The 918-nt window shown below is 38.7% G+C and carries 2 protein-coding genes; both read right to left on the minus strand.

Going from position 1 to position 918, the window contains the following annotated elements; all coding sequences use genetic code 11:
* Positions 1 to 502 (minus strand): IS66 family transposase zinc-finger binding domain-containing protein (locus tag CLLU_RS18510; RefSeq protein WP_207656036.1); only part of this gene is annotated, 502 nt, incomplete at its 3' end.
* Positions 503 to 590: 88 nt separating this feature from the next.
* Positions 591 to 918 (minus strand): IS66 family insertion sequence element accessory protein TnpB (tnpB, locus tag CLLU_RS18515; protein WP_207656037.1); only part of this gene is annotated, 328 nt, incomplete at its 5' end.

A 918-nucleotide genomic window follows, 5' to 3' on the forward strand; every position in this document is an offset into this window, starting at 1 on the left:
GCTGTACTACCGGATATGGCATTGGTGATTTTTCTATATAAGGAAGTCCTTCTTTGCGGCATTTCCTGCATTCATAAGTTTCACGGTAGTAGTCTATAACACGTACCTTTGCCGGAATGAATTCTATTTCTGTACGGATAAATTCTTTTCCTATGCTTTTCAAAGGTGTCCCGCATTTTTCACAGAAACGTTCATCCTCTTCAAGGCCACAGATTACTGTATGATGTGGAATATCTTTAAGCAGTTCTGCTCTTTGACCATCAAATTTTTTACGCCTGTAGTTTGATACCTCCTGTAAATTCGGTTCCGGTGCCGAAGGGTTTCTATAAACTTCTGCCTCATTGAAAAGATTTATCTGTCCTGCAATTACAGAAGTCTTCTCACTGCTCCTGCCAAATAATTTATGTGTCAGAAATTCAACTGTCTCATGGAGAGTTTTATTCTCCTTCTCCAGCTGTGCTATGCGATTTTTAAGTTCTATAACTTCATTTTTGGTATACATAATTGAGACAGTTCCTTCACTCGTTTTTTATATCTGTTATTATACCATAAATTTCTATAAAACCGCATGATTTCAGATTTCTCTGACACTAGAGGGCAGTTTGTATATCTACTTTCTTTACAGCCTTTGGCTGATTCAGGGACAGGCCTTCCATAAGCCATCTGAATTCCCGGGGTGTTATACATTTTACTGCTTCTGCATCTTTAGGCCACTTAAAACATCCATTTTCCAACCTCTTGTATAGAAGCACAAATCCATCACCTTCCCAATATAGTGCTTTCAATCTGTCTCTCTTCCGTCCGCAGAAGAGAAACAGACTGTTCTGAAATGGATTCAGTTCAAAATTCTTCTGTACGATGGCAGCCAGTCCGTCAATTGATTTCCTCATATCTGTATGTCCGGTTGCAATATATATT

Origin of the sequence: Clostridium luticellarii (genome assembly GCF_002995845.1) — a bacterium.
In the GTDB taxonomy this organism is placed as follows: domain Bacteria; phylum Bacillota; class Clostridia; order Clostridiales; family Clostridiaceae; genus Clostridium_B; species Clostridium_B luticellarii.